Source organism: Actinomadura sp. CNU-125 (assembly GCF_001942465.1).
Classification (GTDB): Bacteria; Actinomycetota; Actinomycetes; order Streptosporangiales; family Streptosporangiaceae; genus Spirillospora.
Window position 1 is genome coordinate 27,989 of record NZ_MKJY01000022.1, and the last position, 18,936, is coordinate 46,924.

General features: G+C 71.6%; 17 protein-coding genes and 1 pseudogene. 6 read left to right on the forward strand and 12 right to left on the reverse strand.

Features of this window, described 5'->3' with window-relative positions:
- Window positions 1-31: 31 nt before the first annotated feature.
- Window positions 32-967, reverse strand: a complete 936-nt coding sequence (locus BJF79_RS03375) for a LysR family transcriptional regulator (protein WP_083733134.1) — start codon at window positions 965-967, stop codon at window positions 32-34.
- A gap of 95 nt (window positions 968-1,062) precedes the next feature.
- Here BJF79_RS03375 and BJF79_RS03380 point away from each other — a divergent pair, with 95 nt between their 5' ends.
- Window positions 1,063-2,361, forward strand: a complete 1,299-nt coding sequence (locus BJF79_RS03380; protein ID WP_075894934.1) for a CitMHS family transporter — start codon at window positions 1,063-1,065, stop codon at window positions 2,359-2,361.
- 21 nt (window positions 2,362-2,382) lie between these two features.
- A complete protein-coding gene (locus BJF79_RS03385) occupies window positions 2,383-4,038 on the forward strand; it encodes an acyclic terpene utilization AtuA family protein (RefSeq protein ID WP_262401463.1) in 1,656 nt (551 codons plus the stop codon).
- On the opposite strand, the gene BJF79_RS03395 is transcribed toward BJF79_RS03385, so the two are convergent.
- The 10 genes from BJF79_RS03395 to BJF79_RS03440 form a co-directional block, all read right to left on the reverse strand.
- Window positions 4,016-4,960, reverse strand: coding sequence for an alpha/beta hydrolase (locus BJF79_RS03395; protein WP_075894936.1), 945 nt, complete (start codon window positions 4,958-4,960; stop codon window positions 4,016-4,018). The genes BJF79_RS03385 and BJF79_RS03395 overlap by 23 nt on opposite strands.
- A gap of 45 nt (window positions 4,961-5,005) precedes the next feature.
- Window positions 5,006-6,061 (reverse strand): hypothetical protein, encoded by a 1,056-nt coding sequence (locus BJF79_RS03400; protein ID WP_262401464.1) that lies wholly within the window; start codon window positions 6,059-6,061, stop codon window positions 5,006-5,008.
- Between the two features lie 48 nt (window positions 6,062-6,109).
- Window positions 6,110-6,529, reverse strand: a complete 420-nt coding sequence (locus BJF79_RS03405) for a VOC family protein (protein ID WP_075894938.1) — start codon at window positions 6,527-6,529, stop codon at window positions 6,110-6,112.
- A gap of 129 nt (window positions 6,530-6,658) precedes the next feature.
- Complete coding sequence (locus BJF79_RS03410; protein WP_075894939.1) at window positions 6,659-7,873, reverse strand: cytochrome P450; 1,215 nt, start codon at window positions 7,871-7,873, stop codon at window positions 6,659-6,661.
- 136 nt (window positions 7,874-8,009) lie between these two features.
- A complete protein-coding gene (locus BJF79_RS03415; RefSeq protein WP_075894940.1) occupies window positions 8,010-8,909 on the reverse strand; it encodes an SDR family NAD(P)-dependent oxidoreductase in 900 nt (299 codons plus the stop codon).
- A gap of 24 nt (window positions 8,910-8,933) precedes the next feature.
- Window positions 8,934-9,833: an SMP-30/gluconolactonase/LRE family protein gene (locus BJF79_RS03420; protein WP_262401465.1), complete on the reverse strand. Its 900-nt coding sequence runs from the start codon at window positions 9,831-9,833 to the stop codon at window positions 8,934-8,936.
- Between the two features lie 8 nt (window positions 9,834-9,841).
- Entirely contained in the window at window positions 9,842-11,806 is a 1,965-nt protein-coding gene (locus BJF79_RS03425; protein ID WP_075894942.1) for a flavin-containing monooxygenase, read from the reverse strand.
- A 270-nt stretch (window positions 11,807-12,076) separates the two neighbouring features.
- Complete coding sequence (locus tag BJF79_RS03430; RefSeq protein WP_075894943.1) at window positions 12,077-12,490, reverse strand: nuclear transport factor 2 family protein; 414 nt, start codon at window positions 12,488-12,490, stop codon at window positions 12,077-12,079.
- Window positions 12,491-12,495: 5 nt separating this feature from the next.
- Complete coding sequence (locus BJF79_RS03435; RefSeq protein WP_075894944.1) at window positions 12,496-13,656, reverse strand: serine hydrolase domain-containing protein; 1,161 nt, start codon at window positions 13,654-13,656, stop codon at window positions 12,496-12,498.
- 58 nt (window positions 13,657-13,714) lie between these two features.
- Window positions 13,715-14,587, reverse strand: a complete 873-nt coding sequence (locus BJF79_RS03440) for an SDR family NAD(P)-dependent oxidoreductase (RefSeq protein ID WP_075894945.1) — start codon at window positions 14,585-14,587, stop codon at window positions 13,715-13,717.
- A gap of 225 nt (window positions 14,588-14,812) precedes the next feature.
- On the opposite strand from BJF79_RS03440, the gene BJF79_RS50450 reads away from it, so the two are divergent.
- Window positions 14,813-15,427 carry a TetR/AcrR family transcriptional regulator gene (locus BJF79_RS50450; RefSeq protein WP_158079072.1) on the forward strand — a complete coding sequence of 205 codons (615 nt, stop codon included), beginning with the start codon at window positions 14,813-14,815 and terminating at the stop codon, window positions 15,425-15,427.
- A 139-nt stretch (window positions 15,428-15,566) separates the two neighbouring features.
- Here BJF79_RS50450 and BJF79_RS66430 read toward each other — a convergent pair.
- Window positions 15,567-16,157 (reverse strand): annotated as a pseudogene (locus BJF79_RS66430) (IclR family transcriptional regulator); the annotation flags it as partial.
- Between the two features lie 385 nt (window positions 16,158-16,542).
- Here BJF79_RS66430 and BJF79_RS52735 point away from each other — a divergent pair.
- The 3 genes from BJF79_RS52735 to BJF79_RS03470 all read left to right on the forward strand — a co-directional run bounded on the left by BJF79_RS52735 (window position 16,543) and on the right by BJF79_RS03470 (window position 18,874).
- Complete coding sequence (locus tag BJF79_RS52735) at window positions 16,543-16,767, forward strand: family 1 glycosylhydrolase (protein ID WP_075894946.1); 225 nt, start codon at window positions 16,543-16,545, stop codon at window positions 16,765-16,767.
- Window positions 16,754-17,473 (forward strand): family 1 glycosylhydrolase, encoded by a 720-nt coding sequence (locus tag BJF79_RS03465; RefSeq protein ID WP_262401466.1) that lies wholly within the window; start codon window positions 16,754-16,756, stop codon window positions 17,471-17,473. Before BJF79_RS52735 ends, BJF79_RS03465 begins: the two co-directional genes overlap by 14 nt.
- Before the next feature lie 222 nt (window positions 17,474-17,695).
- Window positions 17,696-18,874 (forward strand): Rieske 2Fe-2S domain-containing protein, encoded by a 1,179-nt coding sequence (locus BJF79_RS03470; RefSeq protein ID WP_075894948.1) that lies wholly within the window; start codon window positions 17,696-17,698, stop codon window positions 18,872-18,874.
- The last annotated feature ends 62 nt before the right edge of the window (window positions 18,875-18,936 follow it).

Consider the following 18,936-nt stretch of genomic DNA (forward strand, 5'->3'; position numbering starts at 1 on the left):
GGTCCGGATATAGCCGCTGATCCGGCGGGCGTCATCGGGCGTGCGTCCATTCCGCGCCGACGAAATGCGGCGACTCCTCCGCCGGGCCTTCTTCGAGCAGCTTCAGGAAGTGCTTGACGACCGGGGCCCGGGGACGTCGCGGGTCGAACAGGACTCCGATCGGACGGGTCGGTTCCGGGCGGACGAGCCGCCGTCGTTCGAGGTGCGCGAACTCGATGAGCGGAAGGACGAGTCCGGGGACGGCCGACACCCCGAGCCCGGCGGCGGCGAGGCCGGCGACGGCGGCGATGTTGCGCGCCTCGGTCACCGGGCCGAGCCGCACCTCGGCCTCGCGCAGCGCCCGGTCGGTGAAGGCGCGGACGCTGCTGGCCGGGTCGAAGGCGATGAACGGCTCGTCGCCCAGCTCCGACCAGGGGAGCGGGTCGGGTTCCGCCGCGAAGCGGTGGCCGGGCGGGAAGACGCAGTAGAAGCGGTCGACGGCGATCTGGCGGAAGCCCAGCCCGTCCTGCGGGCCGGTCGGCACGGTCACGGCGAGATCGACGTGGCCGCCCCGGACCCGGTCGAGGACCTGGCCCAGCAGGCCGTCCTCGATCTGGACGCGCACGTCCGGGTGGTCGCGGCGGAACCGGGACACGATCGCGGGCAGCAGTGTGGCGGCCAGCGAGGGCAGCGCCGCGATCCGGACGAGGCCACGGGTGCCGGCCAGGAAGCCGGTGAAGTGGCCGATGCCGCGGTCGAACTCCGCAACCACGCGCTCGGCCACCTGGGCGAACTCCTGACCCGCCGGGGTCAGCAGCACCCGCCGGGTGGTGCGCTCGAACAGCACGACGCCGACGCGGCGCTCCACCTCGGCGACCGTCCGGCTCAGCGACGACTGCGCGAGCCGCATCCGCTCGCCCGCGGCCGTGAAACTGCCCTCCCGGGCGACGGCCAGGACGATGCGCAGTTGCTGGATGGTCAGGTCCATGCGCTCTCCGCATCAATGTATGCGTTATCGATGTTGGACGGACAAGAGTGTCGGACCTCACACTCGTCGGCAACCCCCGGAAAGGAGGTGGGCACATGGTGGCCGCACTCGGCTTCGTCACCATCGGGCTGTTCCTCGCCCTGACCCTCACCAGGAAGGTGTCGGTGCTGCTCGCGCTCGTGCTGGTGCCGATCGCGACCGCGCTGGCGGGCGGGTTCGGCGGCGAGCTCGGCGGCATGATCGCCGACGGGATGGTCAAGGTCGCCCCGGTGGCCATCATGATCACTTTCGCGGTGCTGTACTTCAGCCTGATGATCGACAGCGGGCTGTTCGACCCGGCGATCCGCCGGGTGCTGCGCTGGGCCGCGGGCGACCCGATGAAGATCACCGTGGGGACGGCGGTGCTGACGCTGCTGGTGGCCCTCGACGGGGACGGCGCGTCCACGTTCCTCATCACGGTTTCCGCGCTGCTGCCCATCTACAAGCGGCTCGGTATGCGGCCGGTGGTCCTGACCGGCGTGGTCTGCCTGGGCGCCGGGGTGATGAACCTGGTGCCCTGGGGCGGCCCTACCGCCCGGGCGATGGCCGCGCTGAAGCTGGACGGCGCCGACATCTTCCTGCCCGTCCTGCCCGCCATGGTCGCGGGAATCGCGTGGGTGCTGCTCGCCGCTTACCTCATCGGACGCCGGGAACGCGCCCGGCTGGCCGAGCAGGGAGAGGCGCTGCCCGCCCCGGAAACGCTCGCGGCCCCCACCGAACCGGACGAGGCCCCGCGGACGGCACGCGTCCTCTTCTGGTTCAACCTGCTGCTGACCGTCGCGCTGATCGCGGCGCTGGTCGCGCAGCTCATGCCGCTGGAGGTGCTGTTCGCCGTGGCGTTCGTCGTGGCGCTCGCCGTCAACCGCCCGACGTGGCCGCGCCAGCAGGAGCTGCTGGAGAAGCACGGGGCCAACGTCATCCTCGTCACCGCGATGATCTTCGCGGCGGGGGTCTTCACCGGCATCCTGGGCGGCACCGGAATGATCAACGAGATGTCCCGTGCCATCGTGTCGGTCGTCCCGGACGCCGCCGGCGGGCTCCTGCCGACCGCGACGGCCGTCACGAGCATGCCGCTCAGCCTGGTGTTCACCCCGGACGCCTACTACTACGGCGTCATGCCCGTCGTCGCCGAGACGAGCGCCGGGCTGGGCGGCGACCCCGCCGAGATCGGCCGGGCGGCGATCCTGGGGCAGATGACCACCGGCTTCCCCCTCAGCCCGCTGACCGCGTCCACGTTCATCCTCCTCGGGATGGCCAAGGTCGAGTTCGGCGCGCACCAGCGGTTCATCTTCGGCTGGGCCTTCGGCACCACGCTCGTCATGACCGCGGTCGCGCTGCTCACCGGCGCCATCTGACCAACGACCATCGGGGCTCCCATGACCACGAAGACCACCGGGAACACGACGTCCATGCGGATCGGGTGCGGCGCCGGGTTCGCGGGCGACCGCATCGGGCCCGCCGCCGACCTGCTCGACCGCGGCGACCTCGACGTCCTCGTCCTGGAATGCCTGGCCGAACGGACCATCGCGCTCGGCCACCGCCGCCGGCTGCAGGATCCCGCCCGCGGCTACGAACCGCGCCTGCGCGCCCGGCTGTCGGAGCTGCTGCCCCGTGCGGCGCGGCGGCGCGTGCCGATCGTCAGCAACATGGGCGCGGCCAATCCCCGCGCCGCGGGCGAGGCCGCGCGGGAGCTGGCCCGCGAACTCGGACTGGACGGCCTGCGGATCGCCGTGGTCACCGGCGACGACGTGCTCGACCGCATCGACCTGAGCGCACCGGCCCTGGAGGACGGCAGGCCGCTGGCCGAGCACGGCCCCGTCATCTCCGCCAACGCCTACCTGGGCGCCGACGCGCTGATGCCCGCCCTGGCGGCGGAAGCCGACGTCGTCCTCACCGGCCGGGTCGCCGACCCGTCGCTGTTCCTCGCGCCCCTCGCCCACGGCCTCGGCTGGGACCCCGACGACCTGCCGCGCGTCGCCGCCGGGACCGTGGTCGGGCACCTGCTGGAATGCGCGGGCCACCTCACCGGCGGCTACTTCGCCGACCCCGGCCGCAAGGACGTCCCCGGGCTCGCCGACCTCGGCTTCCCCTTCGCCGACGTCGACGCCGCCGGGACGGCCGAGATCGGCAAGCTCACCGGCACCGGCGGGCTGGTCTCCCGCGCCACCGTCCGCGAGCAGCTGCTGTACGAGATCACCGACCCCGCCGCCTATCTGACCCCCGACGTCGTCCTCGACCTGCGGGGCGTCACCGTCGAGGACGTCCGCCCGGACGTCGTGCGGGTGCGCGGGGCCGCGGGCCGTCCGCGTCCGGACACGCTCAAGGTGAGCGTCGGCTACCAGGCCGGCCACCGCGCCGAGGCGGAGATCTCCTACGCGGGCCCGAACGCCCGCCGCCGCGCCGAACTCGCCGGCGAGATCGTCGCGGACCGGCTCGGACGGGCCGGGGTGCGCCCGCGCACCGACGCATCGGCACGCCCGACGAGGAGTGCCGCCTGCGCGTCGCGGCGATCACGCCCACGCCCGACCGCGCCGACGACGTCTGCCACGAGGTCGAGGCCCTCTACACCAACGGACCCGCCGGGGGAGGCGGCGTCCGCACCCGGACGGACGAGGTCATCGGCATCGTGTCGACCCTGCTGCCCCGCGAAGCCGTCGTTCCCGCCACGCACTGCCTGGAGGTCTCCGGTGCGCACGAAACTGCATGACGTCGCGCACGCCCGCGCGGGCGACAAGGGCGACACCTCGACGATCTCGGTCTTCCCCTACCGCGACGAGCACTACGCCGATCTGGTCAGGGAACTGACGCCCGACGCGGTCCGCCGCCACCTCGGCGTCCGGGGCGACGTGGTCCGCTACGAGCTGCCGAACCTGTGCGCCCTGCACTTCGTGTGCCGCCAGTCCCTCGACGGCGGCGTCACGACGTCCCTCGCGCTCGACACCCACGGCAAGAGCCTCAGTTCCCACCTGCTGTCCCTGGAGATCGACGTCGACTCGGGCGGCCTGCCGCTCACCACGGGAGGGGATGGCTGAACTTGGCGTTCAGGAGGGCGCCGATCTCCGCCATCGCGAGGCGGGCGCGAGCGAGGTGGTCGACCTGCATGGCGAACCCGTGCGTCAGGCCCGGGTAGCGGGTCACGGTCGTCTGGACCCTGGCCTTGACGAGGCGGGACGCGTACCGCTCGCCCCAATCGCGCACCGGGTCGCACTCGGCCACCGCCACGATCGTCTGGGGGAGGCCGGACAGGTCCTCCGCCAGGACGGGCAGGACGTACGGCGAGGTGGATCCGAATCCTTCGCCGGACAGTTCGCGGAGGTAGCGGATGTCGTCCAATGTCAGGCCGGGGCCGTGGGCGAACTCCGCGACCGACTCCGCGCCGAGGTCGGCGTCGACGCCGGGATAGATCAGCGCCTGGCAGCCGAGCGCGGGGCCGCCGTCGTCGCGTGCCTTGAGCGCGACTCCGGCGGCCAGTGTGCCGCCCGCGCTGTCGCCGAGTACGCCGATGCGGCCGGGGTCGACTCCGAGCCGGGCGGCGTTCTCGGCGACCCACGCGGTGGCCGCGTAGCAGTCCTCCAGTTGGGCGGGCACCGGGTGCTCCGGGGCGAGCCGGTAGTCGACCGCGAACACCTTGGCGCCCGAGTAGTGCGCGAGGTTGATCGCCGTCGGGCGGAACGAGTGGTTCGAACCCATCACCATGCCGCCGCCGTGGAAATAGACCACGGCGGGAGACAGGGCTTGTTTCTCGGGGGTGTAAACGTCGAGGCGGAGCCTTCCCCCGGGGCCGGGGATCCAGACGGTGTCGGCGCCGGCCATGTCCGGCAGCCCCTCGGGATGCGGCAGCCCTTCCAGCCACGCGCGGACGCCCCGGAAACCGGCGTCCGCCATCCGGACGGGTTTCGTCTCGGCCCTGGCCTCCTGCAGTGCTCGCACGTCCGGGTCGAGTCTGGGGTCCATACGTGCTCCTGAGGGGGGCGGCGGTGGCGTGGCGGGACGTCCGGTTCAGGCGGCGCCGCGGACGGCCGGCGGTGCCGCCGCCGGGTACTCGCGGGGAGCCATCTCGTAGGTCTTGTTCAGCAGCGCGATGAACTCCGGATCGGTCATCGGGTCGGTGGGCTCGGTGAACTTGACGCCCCTGCGCCTCAGGTCGTGGACCAGCACCTCGAAGACCTTCTCGTGGGTCAGGTCGTCGGTGCGGTCGAGGTACGTGCGGACGTCCGACAGTTCGTCGAAGACCAGGGCGGTGTAGTGGAAGAGCGTCCGCATGTCGCGGTCCCGGTATCGCGCGATCTCCCGGTCGCCGTTGCGGACCACCCAGTGGTCGGGGTCCTCGGAGTGCAGCAGCGACTCCAGGCGGATGTCGGGGTGGTCGCGTTGGTGGGCGGGGCCGTTGCTCTCCCTGCGGTGGTACATCTTCGAGTTGTCGGACAGGATGCAGGTGTTGTCGAACGGCGCCTTGAACCGCCGCGGAGGCAGGTCGGGGCCGTCGGGCCAGTAGGTGAAGCCCCCATCGATGTCGGAGTTGTAGAAGTACGTGATCATCTGCCCGGTCTTGACGGCCCAGTGGTCGAAAAGGCCGGACTTCGCCATGACGCTGAGCAGCCAGATCGGCGTGTTCACGATCGAGCAGCCTCGCCAGTTGGCGCTGTCGAAATGCCCGGCGTCGAAGCTGTGCGAGGGGACTCCGGTGTTGAAGAGCATGTGGAGGGCCAGGCCGTACTTCGCGCCGTGCATCTCCTTGACCGGGTCCAGCAGCTTCTTGCTGAAGTAGAGGTCGTGGACCTCGGGGTAGAAGACGACCCCTTCCTCGGCGAGGTAGTCACGGAACACCGGCGCGATGAAGTCGGAGAGGCTGACCTCGGCCGGGTCCACGCCGGCGCCGCCGGAGACGGCGAGGTACTCCTCCGTGGACTTGAAATGGTGGGCGAGCACCAGCTTCCACGGCGCGTGCCGCCGGACGATGCCGAACAGGGCCTCGACCTCGTCCGGCTCGTAGAAGTCGTGGACGAGCGTGGGGTGCATGACCGGTGTGATGGGGTGGCGCTGTCTCGTGGTCACGACGCGTCCTTTCTCGGGCTCGATGGGGCTCGATGGGGCTCGGACGGCTCAGGCCAGCGGCTCGATGATCTCGATCAGGTTGCCGCCCGGGTCCTGCACGAACACGACCTTCACCCCGTGCTCCGCCTCGGTCTTGAGCGGTCTCACGACCGCCGCCCCGGCGTTCACCGCGCGCTCCAGAGCGGCGTCGACGTCGCCGACCCGCATTCCCAGCACGATCCCGCCGGGCTCCGGAACGGGACGGGCCAGGAACTTCAGCAGGACGAGCGTGCAGCCCTCGTCGTTCGCGGCGTGCGTGATGATCTCTTCGAGCTCCCACTCGGTGTCCGCGCTGGACTTCACGCGCTGGATCACCTTGAAGTCGAAGGCCCGGGCGTAGAAGTCGAGGAGCGTCTCGGGGTCGTCGGTGACGAGCTTGACGAAGGGCACGGTCGCGGGGATCGCCGCGGCATCGGCGGTGGGTGACATGGTGTTCGACTCCTTTGCGGATCTCAGCGGCCGCCGAACCGGGGAGTCCGCTTCTCCCGGAAGGCGGCGAGGGCGAGACTCATGCCCGCGTCGGCCGCGGCCGGCCACGGCTCCCGGCGGGCCCGGGGGTCACCAGGTGATGGGCAGGTCGGTCATGCCGCCGGTGAGGACGCCCTCCAGGTAGACCGGCTCGCCGGCGAGCTTCAGCTCGGGGAGGCGCCGGAACAGGGTGGCGATGCCGACCTGGAGCTCCATGCGGGCCAGCGGGGCCCCGAGGCAGTGGTGGAGCCCGTGGCTGAGCGTGAGGTGCGGGTTGCGCTCCCTGGTGACGTCGAACCTGCCGGAGTCGGCGAAGACGCCGTCGTCGTGGTTGGCGGTGCTAAGGTCGACGGCGACCGCGTCCCCGGCCTTGATGAGGACGCCGTCGAGCTCGACGTCCTCGGACGCGACGAAGGGGACGAGCCCGGCGAAGCCGCTCATCTCGCGGTCGAGGACGAAGCCGCCGTGCCGGAGGATCTCCTCGACCGCGGTCGGGATGACGCCGTCGATGTCGGCCAGCAGCGCGGCGTGCTGCCCGGGGTCGGCCAGCAGCGACTGGACGCCGAGCTCGATGAAGTTCGCCGTGTTGTCGAAGCCGCCCGCGATGAGGAGCATCGCGACCTGTGTGACCTCGTCATCGGTGAGCCGGTCGTCGGCGTCGCGGGCGGTCGCCAGGGCGCTGAGCAGATCGTCCTGCGGGTCGGACCGCTTCCCCCGCATGAGGTCCTGCAGGTAGAGGTACAGCGAGGTCATCGACTCGGTGATCTCATCGACGGTCATGCCGGAGGTGGCCATCATGGCGTGACTCCACTGCACGAAGTTCGTCCGGCCCTCCTCCGGCACCCCGAGCATGTCGCCGATGACCCGGATGGGCAGCGGGTTGGCGAAGGACTCGACCAGGTTCGCGGGCGGCCCCGCGTCGACCAACGCGTCGACCAGCTCGTCGGCGACCTCCTGGACCTTGCCGCGCAGCCGCTCGACGCGCCGCAGGGTGAACGCCTTGGAGATCAGCCGCCGGAACCGCGTGTGGTCCGGCGGGTCCATGAACTGCAGGGTCTGGGTCAGGAACGCCGGGAACTCGAAGGCGTAGGGGACCGGACGGCCGTCGGTGAACGGCTTGCGGACGAAGCGGCGGTCTTCCAGCACGGCCCGGCAGGTCTCGTGCCGGTGGAGCATCCAGCACTCCCCGCCGACAGGGAAGGTGACCTTGGTCATCGGACGGTCGTCGCGGATCGCCCGCATGATCTGCAGGGCCTCGGCCGGGGGGACCGGGCCGAAGGGGAACTCGGCTTTGGCGACGGTCATGGTCGTGTGTCTCCTGGATCGGGTGAGCGGGTCGGGTGGGTTCCACGAAGGACGAAGCGGCCGCCGGCGGTGTGCACGCACATCCGGTCGCCGATGCGGCGCCGCCGGTCGGCCTCGACCGTCCGGCGGGAGCCGCTCACGGCGCCGCCTCGGGCTCGTCGACCCCCATCAGCTCGGTGACGCGCGCCTCGGCGGGGTCGCAGATCTCCTTGATCCGGTCGGCGACCGTCTCGGGGGTGAGCGCGGGGTCGTGGATACCGGGGGTGGTCATCATGACCTGCCGGGAGACCGTGCCTCCGGCGGCGTTCAGCACCTCGCCGGTGAGGGAGCAGGCCGGGTGGGCGAGGTAGGCGGCGACGGGCGCCACCATCTCCGGCGGCATGTGCTCCTTCATGTACTCGGCGGTGCCGGGCGGCAGCGCGTCGGCGGCCACGTCCATCATGCGGGTGCCCGCGCCGGGCGCCACCGCGTTGACCTTGATCCCGTGGGCGGCCCCGGCGACGGCGAGGTTGCGGGTGAATCCGTAGACGGCGCCCTTGGCCGATCCGTAGTGCACCATGTCGGGAACGCCCATCAACGCCGCGGAGACGGTGTTGACGATGCGTCCCTCCCCCGCCTCGACGAGGTGCGGCCACGCGGCCTCGGCCATGAGCAGGGCGCCCTTGTAGTGGACGTCGAGGAAGGCTTGGACGGTGTCGAGGGTGAGGTCCTCGAACGTCGAGAGCCGGTAGTTGCCCGCGTTGTTGATCAGTGCGTCGATCCGGCCGAACGCCTCCAGCGCGGTGTCGACGATCGACCGGGCGCCCTCGGTGGTGGCGACCGACCGGGAGTTCGCCACGGCGGAGCCGCCCGCGGCGGTGATCTCCTCGACGGCCCGCGCCGCGGGACCGGGCGAGGGCGCGCCGCCGTCGGTGTCGCCGCCGAGGTCGTTGACGACGACGTTCGCGCCGCGGCCCGCCAGGAGCAGGGCGTGGGCGCGGCCGATGCCGCGGCCCGCGCCGGTCACGATCACCGTCTTGCCGGTGAAGTCGAGCATGGTCGTTCCTCTCGATGCGCCGTGTCAGGGACGGGTGGTTCCGCCGGAGACGTCCACCCGCGCCGTCCAGATCGACCCCTGGGCGCCCTTGCGGGACGCCTCCCAGTCGAAGACCTCGAAACCGCAGCACAGGTAGAGGGTGGTGCGGTCCGGGCCGCCCAGCCCGCAGGCCGTGCTGGACCCGGCCTGCTCCGGCGGGACGGTGACGCGGCCGGTGACCTCGCCGCCCTCGACGATCCGCAGCGCGCGGAACGCGGGCGGCTGGGCGACCCAGACGGCGCCTTCGGCGTCCATGCACATCCCGTCGGGCAGCTCGTCGAGCTCGGCGAAGAGGCGGCGTCCGGTCAGCGACCCGTCCGGTTGCACGTCGAAGGCGGTGAGCTTGTTGGCGAACGCCTCGGCGGTGACGACCGTGGAGCCGTCCGCGCTGATCGCGATGCCGTTCGCGCCCATCAGCTCGCCGGCCTCGGTGGCGACGCGCGCCGTACCGTCCGGCTCCACGATCATGATGGGGGAGGGGGCGGGGGTCTCCTGCGCCCACAGGTTGAAGCCGAGCTGGGTGACGTACGCGCGCCCGGCGGCGTCCACCACCATGTCGTTGATCGGGCCGGCGGCGAGGTCGCGCAGGTCGGCGTGGACGGTGACGGCGTCGCCGTCCACGGCCAGGACGAGCTTCTCGAACATCGAGTTCACCAGCATCCGGCCGTCGGGCAGGAAGCCGGTGCCGACCAGGATCACTGGCTCGCCGTCGCGGCCTTCCCGGTCGGACAGGTCGACCAGGGTCTCGGGGGCTCCGCCCTCCGAGGGCAGGGCCAGGACGCGCGCGTTGTACATGTCGCTGAAGACGAAGCGGCCCTCGTGCCAGCGCGGGCATTCGGTCCAGCTGAAACCGCTGGCGATGCGGTCGGCGGTCGCCTCGAACATGGCGTGCCTCATTTCGGGGTGGTGGTTGCGGTGGCGTCGAAGAAGAGGTGGTCGGCGGGGTCGGGGGTGCGGAGCATCGCCCAGTAGTCCACGAGCCGCCACGGGCAGCTGATCCAGGCGCGGCCGGCCTCGTTGCGGTAGTAGCCGTTCGCGGTGCCGCCGTGCCGCCAGACCGTCCGGTCGAGGGACGCGTCGACGCGCCGGTTGTACTCGTCGGTCACGTCACGCCGGGGCTCCATGGCGGAGCGGGAGTTCTCGACGAGGTACCGCAGGCACTCGATCAGGTAGTGGACGTGCCCCTCGCTGACCGAGTTGTGGCCGCCGCCGTGGTTCGGGGCCGAGTTCGGGCCCGCCGTGACGAAGAGGTTCGGGAACCCGGGGACGGTGATGCCGAGGTGGGCGCGCGGGTCCTGACCGGCCCACTCGTCGGCGAGCTTGCGGCCGTCCCGCCCGATGACGTCCATGAACGAGAGGAATTCGAGCTTGAAGCCGGTCGCGAAGACGATGACGTCGGCCTCGATGAACTCGCCCTCGGTCGTCACGACGCCGTTCGGCTCGATGCGCCGGAACGACGCCCGGTGCAGGGAGACGTTGTCGCGGGCGAGCGCGGCGAGGAACCCCGGGTCCTTGACGATGCGTTTCGCGTACGGGGGGAAGTCGGGGGTCAGGGCGGCGCGGATGTCCGGGCGGTCGGGGAACGTGCGCTCCAGATGGTCGAGGCACGCCCGCAGGACGACGTCGTTGGCGGCGGAGACGGACGGACGGTCGGCGTCCCACCCGGGGTCGATGCGCGGTTTGTCCCATCCCTTGTCGCCCGCGTACCAGTACGTCTTCACGCGGAACCACTGCTGGTAGTACGGGATGTGGGACATCGCCCAGCGGGCGGCCTCGGGGACGGCCTTCTCGACCATGGGCTCGGCCACCATCCAGTGGGGCTGGCGGCACACGACGTGCAGGTCCGCGACCTCGTCGGCCAGGCTCGCCGCGACCTGGACGGCCGTGCAGCCGGTGCCCAGCATGACGACCCGCTTGCCGGTCAGGTCCGTCGCCGGGTCCCACTCGGCGGTGTGCATGACGGTGCCGGTGAAGGAGTCGATGCCGTCGATGTCCGGCGTCGAGGGCGCGTTGAGCATGCCCGTCGCGGTCACGACCGCGTTCGCCTCGTGCACCCGGACGGATCCGTCGGCGGCCCGGACCGTCACCCTCCACCGGCACGACTTCTCGTCCCATTCGCAGCGCAGCACTTTCGTCCCGAAGGCGATGTCGGGGCGGAGGCCGTACTTGTCGACCACGTGCCGCATGTACTCCAGGTACTCGGGGCCGGTCGGGTAGTACATCGACCAGTCCGGGTTGAGTTCGAAGGAGTACGAGTAGAAATGGCTGGGCGTGTCGACGGCCGCGCCCGGATACACGTTGCGCGACCAGGTACCGCCGATGTCGTCGCGCTCCTCGAAGATCAGGTATTCGAAACCCGCCTCCGCCAGTTTGACGCCCGCGTTCAGCCCGACCATTCCCGCGCCGATGACGATGACGCGGAAATCGTCCGGCGGGGCCTTGGTGACGGGCACGTGCCGCCGGTCCGGTTCGAATCCGCACATCTCCCGCAGGTGCGCCGCGAACTCCTCCCCGACGGCGTCGTCCACGCACACTTCGGCCATGCGCAGGAAGAGTTCGTCGTCGGGAACGGTCAACCGCGGCGTCATCCCGCCTTCGAACAGCGCGAACGCCCGTGCGCGGACGTCCGCCGCCACCGCGTCCGGATACCGGCCGGGAACGCCCGGCCCGTCGCCCCGCTCGGCGTCGAGCCGCGTGCGGAACTCGCGCAGCAGCGTGGCGTCACCGGTCATGTGGACCATCGCCATGAGCAGCGGGCCGGGCTCCGCGGCGTCCACCGCGGCGCGCAGCCTCGCCCGGTCCACATCGGGCACCGGCCGCACGACATAGGTGGGTTCGGTCGGCGATATGACGGTCATGGGCACCGGATTCCTTCGTTCACTTCGACGAGCCGCGCGCGCGGGCGCCGGCGTCGCCGGTGGGGTGCGGGCGCTGCCCATCAGGAAATCGCCCGCCGATGCGCCGCGCCGCACGGCCGCCCAGTGAGTGGAACACTTCATACGGCCGTTCCCCGGAAAGGCGAGAAGGCAGGAAATAACGCGGAAACGCCTCCAGCCTCGGAATTCGTGCCGAGGGCTGAAGGCGTCGGAATCGGGGTGGTAGGGGCGGTGCGGCGCCGTCCCGGACGGTCAGTCGACCACGCGGCGGCGCGTCAGGCGCCAGCCGTGCTCGAGACGCCGCAGGGCGTCCTGATACCGGCCGAAGGCGAGGATCCTGCCGGTGCCGTCCTCCCCGCGGCCGACGAGCGTCCAGTAGCAGCGGGCCCGCGCGGAGTCGGCGCCGTCGAAGTCGACCTCGACGTTCGTGATGACGTGCCGGGTCCCCGACTCGGGTCCCGCGACGCCCTTCTCGCGGTAGCCGGTCAGCACACGGGTGATCTCGTCGGGTCCTTGGACGGTGCCGTCGCGGGTCTCCCACACGCCGTCCGGGGCGAACAGCGCGCCCGCGTCGGCCGGGTCGCCCTCGTCGGCGAGGAAGGCGAAGCGCGACAGCAGGTCGGAGATCTCCGCGCGGTCGTCGCCGCGGCCGGTTCCGTTCGGCATCTCGCTCAGTTCCCTTCCCGGCGGTCGGCGGCGACGGCGCGGACCGCCTCCGCGATCGGGACGAACGGGTGCGCGGACGCCTCCATCGGGCCCTCGTGCATCCGGTTGTGGCAGATCGACACGGCGAGGCCGGTGTCGAGTTCCGCCCAGGAGATCGACCCGCCCGCGCCGGGGTGGTGCAGGATCCGGGGATCGGCGCCGACGGCCGGGTTCGCCGTCGGGCTGGAGCCGCCCAGCCAGTAGCCGAACGCGCTCACCGCCGCGACGCCCCCGAGGTAGCGGTCGGGGACGCCGGCCTCGTCGCGGGGCTCGGCGAAGCCGTCCACGCGCTCGGCCGGCAGCAGGCGCACGCCGTCCAGTTCGCCGTGGCCCGCGAGCATCGCGAAGAACCGGGCGAACGAGCGCGCGTTGCCGATCGCCCCGGCCCCCGGGTTGACCGTCCGCCGCGCCAGCTCGGTGTTGTAGATCGTCGAGCCGGGGAACACCCGGCGCGGCATGCCGCGCAGGTAGTCGGCGGGCGCGTCGGGCGCCGGGTCGCCGCCGAGCAGGCGGGCGACCCGCGCGTCCTCGGACTCCGGCAGCGGCAGGAACAGGTCGGTGATGCCGAGCGGCTCCACGATCTCCTCGCGGATCAGCGCGTCGACCGTCCGGTTCGCTGGATCGGCGCGCCGCGCGATCTCCCCGACGATCCAGCCCCAGATCAGCGCGTGGTACGCGTTGGTGCCGCCGGGCTCGAACGCGGGCTCCATCTCGGCGATGGCGCCGACCATCCAGTCCCAGTCGGCCTGCAGTTCGGGCGTGACGTCGTCGGGCATCCACGGGATGCCCGCGCGGTGGCTGAGCACGTCCCGGACGGTCGTGGCCTCCTTGCCGTTGCGGGCGAACTCGGGCCAGTACGTCCCGACCGGCGCGCGGTAGTCGACGAGCCCGCGCGCCGCGAGGACGTGCAGTGCCGTCGCGGTGATCGCCTTGGTGACCGAGAAGACGTTGAACAGGGTGGATCCGTCCACCTCCCGCCCGGCCTCCGGGTCGGCCGACCCGGCCCACGCGTCGACGATGAGCTCGCCGTCCAGGTAGGCGGCGACCTGGAGGCCCTCCTCGCCGAGTTCGCGCGCCCGGTCCAGCGCCTTCGCGATCCTCGGATCCCGTACGGGTGCGGCACCCATGCTGTGCCCCTTTCTCCATGGGAACGGCGGCGGACGCGCCCGGGGCGCGCCCGCCCGGTCAAGCGGAGCGGTCGGTCGCCAGGACCTCGAACATGTCGCGGGGGTCCGGCGGGTCGGTCTGCCGGCCGAGGTGGTCGGCGCGGGCCCGCAACGCGTCGGCGCCGCGTTCGTCGTCGGAGAAGACCCAGAAGCGTCCGTCCGCGATCTGGTCGGTCATGTGCCGGGCCGCCTCCACCGGGTCGAGCCCGCTCGCGACGTTGGCGTCCTGCATCCAGCCGAACAGGCGGTCGGAGTCGGGGTCTCCGGCGGGCGCGGCCTCCTGCGCGTCGAGGAAGATCCGGCTGCGCACCGAGTGCGGCAGCACCGCGCAGACGTCGACGGGCGCGTCCACCAGCCGCAGCTCCTGGTGCAGGCACTCGGTCATGGCGAGCACCGCGTGCTTGCTGACGATGTAGGGGGTCTGGAACGGCACGGTCCGCACTCCGCCGACCGACGACAGGTTCGCCACGACCGCCGGGCGCCCGGCGTCGATCATCCGGGGAACGAACGAGCGCACGCAGTGGTACACCCCGTCGACGTTGACCGACATCACCCGCCGCCACCGGTCGGCCGGCACGTCCCACAGCCGTCCGGCGGTCTCGATCCCGGCGTTGTTGATCAGCAGGTCCAGGGCGCCGAACTCCGCGAAGACGTGCTCGGCCATGCGGTCGACGGCCGCGTCGTCGGTGACGTCCACCTCGTACGGGACGGCCCGGCCGCCGCCCGCGCGGACGTCGTCCGCGACGGCTTCGGCCCGCGAGCGGTCGACGTCGGCCACCACGACCCGGGCGCCGAGCGCGGCCAGATGGCGGACGAACCCCTCGCCGATCCCCGCGCCGCCGCCCGTCACCAGCGCCGTTCCGCTCCCGAATCGTTCGGCTGCACTCGCCACACGTCCTCCTGCGGGCTCTCCGGGTGTCGCGGCGCCGCCGGAGCCGGCGGGCCGCGCGTCGGCCCACGGTGGCCGATCCGCCGTCGAGATGTGGAGCGTGTCTCCCACTGGGCGGACGGTCCGTTCGGTGTTCCGGTCGGTGGACGCTTCCGGGCGGGCGATTACGCTTGTTCTCTAGGCTCGGACCGGCGTCCCAGAGTTCGGCGATCGGAAAGGTGGTTCGGCGTGAAGACCCCGGCGCGACGGACGTTGAGCGAACGTCGATTCGAGGAGCTGCGGCTGTCGGTGGCGATGGCCGCCCGGGACCTGTTCGTCCTCGACGGCGGGACCGCGCCGACGGTCGACAGCATCTGCGAGCGGGCCGGGATCTCCCAGCGGACGTTCTACCGGCACTTCGCCGTCAAGGAGGACGTCGTCGTCCCGATGTTCGAGCGGGCGGCGGAGCTGATCACCGAGGCGCTGGAGTCCGCCCCCGAGGACGGCGACGTCGTCACCGTCCTCGCCCGGGTTTTCTCTTGGGAGGTGTTCGAGGACTCCAGGCCGGGCGAGCCGTGGCGGCGGTTCCTCTTCGTGATCGCGGAGTCGTCGGAGTACCGGCTGCGCTGGCACGCGATCGACGAACCGCTGACCGGGCCGGTCGCGGGCTTCCTGCGGCGTCGCGGGCTGCTGGACGAGGGACCGTTCGAGAGCGTCCTGCAGGCGGGCCTCGTGCTGCAGGCCGTCCGGCTGGCCTACCAGCACTGGATCCGCACGGACGCCTCCAGCGACCTGGACAAGCTGCTCGAACGGGCCCTGACGATCGTCGTGTCGTCCTGGAGCCGGGACGATCAGGCGCGCTGAGGCGCACCGGCCCGCCCGCGCACGGCGGGACGGGCGGCCGCGTCCCGCTCCGCGCGGCCTTCGCGGCGGCCCAGATCTTCGCGGCGGTGCTCTGCAGGTCGCCGCCCAGCCGCTCCTGCTTGAGGACGCCCGCCGGACCGGTGACCGACAGCGCCGCCGAGGCACGGTCGGTGGGGCCGACCGCGGTCGCGATCGAGGCGAAGCCGACCACCGCGCCGTGCGCGTCGAAGGCGACGCCGAAGTCGCGGATCTTCTCGAGCTCCCGGTCGAGCTGCGCGCGCGACCGCATGCCGTAGGCGGTGGGCGGGGCCGGCGGTTCGGCCCGCGGACGTTCCGCGGGGTCCAGCCCGGCGAGCAGGACGCGGCCCGCGGCCGTGTGCGGCGCGGGCTGGCGCGCCCCGACCTGCCAGCAGTCCCCGTCGTCCGGCCGTCCGCCCGCCCGCTCGACGTGCAGGATGTCCGCGTCGAGCAGGACGCTGAGATGGACCGTCAGGCCCGTCCGCGCGTGCAGGTCCTGCATGAACGGGCCCGCGACGCGGCGGATCCCGTCGCCCCGCACGACCAGCGAGCCGAGCTCGAAGATGCGCAGCCCCAGCCCGTACTCGAACCCGTGCCGCTCCACCCAGCCGAGCTCGACGAGGCGCTGCAGGATCCGATGGGCCGACGATCTGGGCAGGCTCGACCGCCGGGATATCTGGGCGAGCGTGAGCCGCCGCGAACCGTCGAACACTCCGAGCAGCGACGAGCGCGGTCGATCATCGCCGCCGGCGCCTGTTCCGCTTGCGATGAGGTCATGGCCCCTCCTCCAGCGCCGCGATCACTTGATGGCAGATTCTGCGCGTGTGGCAGAATCTGCACGATGGTGTGATGCTACGCACAGTTCACATGACTGTAAAGAGCGGACGAACGTTTGTTTGGTTTGTCGACGCGGGCTCGACCGGCGAGCGCTCGACTTCCCGGCCGACTGTACGTAGTCGGAGGCGAGGCGCTCTGGACATGAAAACCGACTATGGGTAGGTTTTCGCGCCGAACGCCCTCGGCCCCGGAGAAGCGCCCCGCCGGGTCCGGCGAGGAGCCGCTCCGGCAGCGGGCCGAAATGATCCGAAAGGCAGCTCATGGCCCACTTTCCCGACGGCTTCCTGTGGGGGGCCGCGACCGCCGGTCACCAGGTCGAGGGCGGTAACGCGCTCAGCGACCACTGGCCGATGGAGCACGTTCCCGACTCGCCGTTCGTCGAGCCGTCCGGGGACGCCTGCGACAGCTACCACCGCTTCGCCCACGCTGGGCGGCAGCGTCCCCATGGCGGCTCTCGAACAGACGGGAGCGGTGGAGCGACCTGAACCCGAGGCGGTGCGCGCGTTCGCGGCCCGGATCGGCGGGGATCCGCAGATGGTCCGTTTCGGCCACCTCATCAGCACGGCGGAGGGCATCGCCGGAATCACGCGGGCACATCGGCTGGGCCGCGACGCGGTCAAGCGCGCCAACCCCGAGGCCAAGGCAGGCTGGACCCTCGCCATACCGGACGTGCAGTCGGTCGAGGGCGGCGCGGAACTGGCCGCCACCCTGCGCGACAAGGGAGTCGAGGACTTCCTGCGCGCGTCGAGGGACGACGACTTCGTAGGCGTGCAGACCTACACCAGGGAAGTGGTCGGGCCCGAGGTCCGCGTACCCCTGCCCCAGGGCACGCCCACATTTCAGACCGGGTGGGAGGTCTATCCGGCCGCGCTGGGCAACGCGGTCCGCCTCGCCGCGCGGGTGGCCGAGGTGCCCGTGCTCGTCACCGAGAACGGCATCGCCACCGCAGACGACGTTCAACGCATCGAGTACACGGCCGGAGCCCTGCGGGGGTTGCGCGACTGCCTGAAGGACGGCGTCGACGTCCTCGGTTACCTGCACTGGAGCCTCCTGGACAACTTCGAGTGGCACTCCGGGTACGCCATGACGTTCGGTCTGATCGCGGTCGACCGCACCACCTTCGCGCGGACCCCCAAGCCCAGCCTCGCCTGGCTCGGCGCGGTGGCCCGCGGCAATGGGGCGGCCCTGTGAGCGCTCTCGCCGGGCGGTGCCGGGCTCCGCGGTGGGGGAACGAGGCGACGGAACCTCCCGCCCATTGGGAGGTTCCGTGGCCGGGGGTTCCGATGGTGCCTAGCGTCTGTGCCAGGAGATGCAGGTCACAGCCGGCCGATGGCCGCACCGCATCCCGCTCTGTCCGGATTCCTACCCCGTCCGGCCCCGGCTCCGCCGGGCCCCGACTCCCTGGAGGTCTTCGTGACCACGACCCAGAACCCCTCGGACGACGAGGTCCGCGTGATCGAGGCCGTCGCGCCGCCGACCCGGTACGCGCGCGGATGGCACTGCCTCGGCTTGCGGGAGCGGTTCGACGACGGCGAGCCGCACGCGGTCGAGGCGTTCGGGACCAAGCTGGTCGTGTTCGCCGACGGCACGGGCAAGCTGAACGTGCTGAACGCCTACTGCCCCCACATGGGCGGCGACCTCACTCGGGGCGAGGTCAAGGGCGACGCGATCGCCTGCCCGTTCCACGACTGGCGCTGGTCCGGCAACGGACGGTGCGCCGGCATCCCGTACTCGAAGCGGGTACCGCCCCGGGCGCGGACGAAGTCCTGGCTCACGCTCGAACGCAACGGGCAGCTCTTCGTGTGGCACGACCCGCAGGGCAACCCGCCGCCGCCCGAGGTGACCATCCCGGAGATCGCCGAGTTCGGCTCGGACGAGTGGACGTCGTGGACCTGGAACAGCGTCCTGATCGAGGGCTCCCACTGCCGGGAGATCGTCGACAACGTCGTGGACATGGCGCACTTCTTCTACGTCCACTACTCGTTCCCGACGTACTTCAAGAACGTCTTCGAGGGGCACATCGCCAGCCAGTACATGAACGGCAAGTCCCGCCCGGACGTGGACCTGGGGACGCACTACTCGGGCGACGAGCGGACGAACGTCTCGGAGGCGTCGTACTACGGGCCGTCCTACATGATCAATCCGATGAAGGGCAGCGGCGGCGGGGTGACCACCGAGTCCATCCTGATCAACTGCCACTACCCCGTGTCGCCGACCGGCTTCGTGCTCCAGTGGGGCGTGATGGTCAAGCGGCAGGACGGCGTCTCCATGGAGGAGGCGGAGGAGATGGCGCAGGGGTTCGCCGCCGGCGTGGAGAAGGGCTTCATGCAGGACGTCGAGATCTGGCGCAACAAGACCAAGATCGACAACCCGCTGCTGTGCGACGAGGACGGCCCCGTCTACCAGCTGCGCCGCTGGTACGAGCAGTTCTACGTCGACGTCGAGGACGTCACCCCGGAGATGACCCAGCGGTTCGAGTACGAGATCGACACCCAGCGGGCCAACGAGTTCTGGGAGAAGCAGGTGCAAGAGAACATCGCCGAGGGCCGCCTCGTCAAGGTCGAACCGCAGCCCGCGAAGGCCGAGAGCTGACCACGACCGCGCGGGGTGCGGCGCGCACCCCGCGGGTCCCCTTCCCGAGAACGGACGTCAGG

Bases quoted from the DNA above. Each gene is read 5' to 3' on its own strand.
- BJF79_RS03375 (WP_083733134.1), bottom strand. From the start codon at position 967: ATGGACCTGACCATCCAGCAACTGCGCATCGTCCTGGCCGTCGCCCGG.
- BJF79_RS03380 (WP_075894934.1), top strand. From the start codon at position 1,063: ATGGTGGCCGCACTCGGCTTCGTCACCATCGGGCTGTTCCTCGCCCTG.
- BJF79_RS03385 (WP_262401463.1), top strand. From the start codon at position 2,383: ATGACCACGAAGACCACCGGGAACACGACGTCCATGCGGATCGGGTGC.
- BJF79_RS03395 (WP_075894936.1), bottom strand. From the start codon at position 4,960: ATGGACCCCAGACTCGACCCGGACGTGCGAGCACTGCAGGAGGCCAGG.
- BJF79_RS03405 (WP_075894938.1), bottom strand. From the start codon at position 6,529: ATGTCACCCACCGCCGATGCCGCGGCGATCCCCGCGACCGTGCCCTTC.
- BJF79_RS03410 (WP_075894939.1), bottom strand. From the start codon at position 7,873: ATGACCGTCGCCAAAGCCGAGTTCCCCTTCGGCCCGGTCCCCCCGGCC.
- BJF79_RS03415 (WP_075894940.1), bottom strand. From the start codon at position 8,909: ATGCTCGACTTCACCGGCAAGACGGTGATCGTGACCGGCGCGGGCCGC.
- BJF79_RS03420 (WP_262401465.1), bottom strand. From the start codon at position 9,833: ATGTTCGAGGCGACCGCCGACCGCATCGCCAGCGGTTTCAGCTGGACC.
- BJF79_RS03425 (WP_075894942.1), bottom strand. From the start codon at position 11,806: ATGACCGTCATATCGCCGACCGAACCCACCTATGTCGTGCGGCCGGTG.
- BJF79_RS03430 (WP_075894943.1), bottom strand. From the start codon at position 12,490: ATGCCGAACGGAACCGGCCGCGGCGACGACCGCGCGGAGATCTCCGAC.
- BJF79_RS03435 (WP_075894944.1), bottom strand. From the start codon at position 13,656: ATGGGTGCCGCACCCGTACGGGATCCGAGGATCGCGAAGGCGCTGGAC.
- BJF79_RS52735 (WP_075894946.1), top strand. From the start codon at position 16,543: ATGGCCCACTTTCCCGACGGCTTCCTGTGGGGGGCCGCGACCGCCGGT.